The sequence below is a fragment of the Streptomyces sp. SID14515 genome (genome assembly GCF_010548505.1).
GTDB classification, from domain to species: Bacteria; Actinomycetota; Actinomycetes; order Streptomycetales; family Streptomycetaceae; genus Streptomyces; species Streptomyces caviscabies.
The window spans coordinates 1-1244 of the sequence record NZ_JAAGMH010000132.1 but is presented as its reverse complement, the minus strand read 5'-3'; the positions used below and the strand labels follow the sequence as shown (position 1 = coordinate 1244).

The window sequence follows — 1244 nt, the reverse complement described above, 5'->3', positions numbered from 1 at the left end:
CGGGCGGGCGGCGGAGCCCGGCCCGCGCGGGGCGGCGGCCACCGCGAGCACGGCGTACCGGCCCTGCTCCGGCAGCCCCAGCATCGCGGCCGCCTCGGCGAGGTCCGCGATCCGGGCGGTGCCGTCCAGCAGGGCGGCGACCATGAGCCGCTGCCGGTTCTCGCGCCGCCAGGACAGCCGCCGCTCGGCCTGCCGGTAGGCGTCCGCGACGATCCCGCAGTGCTCGTCGACGAAGTTCCACACATCGGCGGCGACATGGACGAGCAGCCGTACGTCGTCGGGGTCGCGCCGGGCGGTCTCGTCCACGAGGTCCTGCCAGACCATCGCGCCGCCCATCCGGAAGGCGTGCAGGACGGCGTCGAGCGGTACGCCCTGCTCGGCGCGGATCTCGCCGATCCAGCGGGAGGTGCGGTGGGCGGACTCACGGAACTCCCGGGGCTGGATCAGCGAGCCCACGTTGTGCCGCAGCGAGTGGTGGACCTCCTGCCAGACCTCGGCCCGGTCGGACTCGATCGCCGCCCGGTAGCCGGGCTCCTGGGCGTACAGGGCCTCGACGAGCCGGTCGGTGAGGGCCGGCAGCGAGGCGACGAGGACCCGGGCGGCCCGGTGCAGCACCTCCACGGCCTCGCGGTCGGCCAGCGACCGGAAGCGGTGCGGCAACGGCGTTGTCGGGGGCGGGCCGTGCAGGGCCCCGATCCGCGGACGTACGACCTGTGGCATGGCGGCCTCCACCGGGATACGGCCGGCCGCGCGAGCGGCGGGCCCGGCGCACCCGGCCCGGGCGGGGCGCGAGCACGGCGACACGATCCTGACGCCCGCAGAATGGCATACCGCCCAGTCGGTACCTAGGGGTCTGCGAGGAACTCGTCATCACGGTCTCGCAACCTCCCGCCTACGCCGGGGGGTCAGGGGCTCAGCAGTCGGGCGAGTTCGGTGCGGGAGCGGATGCCGAGGGCGGCGAAGACGTTACGGAGGTGGTGGTCGACCGTGCGCGGGCTGAGCGACAGCCTGAGCGCCACTTCGCGGTTGGTGGCCCCCTCGGCGACGCAGCGGGCGATGCGCTGCTGCTGGGGCGTGAGCGCGGCGAGCGGTTCACCGGCCGCCTCCCGCCGTGCCGCGACCGGCTCCCCCGCCGCCCGCAGCTCTCCGGCCGCCCGCTCCGCCCAGGCGCGGGCCGAGCAGCGCTGGAAGGCGACCAGGGCGTCGCGCAGCGGGCCGCGGGCCTCGCGGGTACGCCGTCGGCG

Annotated in this window: 1 protein-coding gene and 1 pseudogene; both read right to left on the bottom strand. The window is 76.4% G+C overall.

The window, feature by feature from the left end; translation table 11 throughout:
* A pseudogene (locus G3I54_RS31390) lies at positions 1 to 720 on the bottom strand (PucR family transcriptional regulator); the annotation flags it as partial.
* 185 nt (positions 721 to 905) lie between these two features.
* A partial coding sequence (locus G3I54_RS31385) for a helix-turn-helix transcriptional regulator (protein WP_164619578.1) occupies positions 906 to 1244 on the bottom strand: 339 nt, incomplete at its 5' end.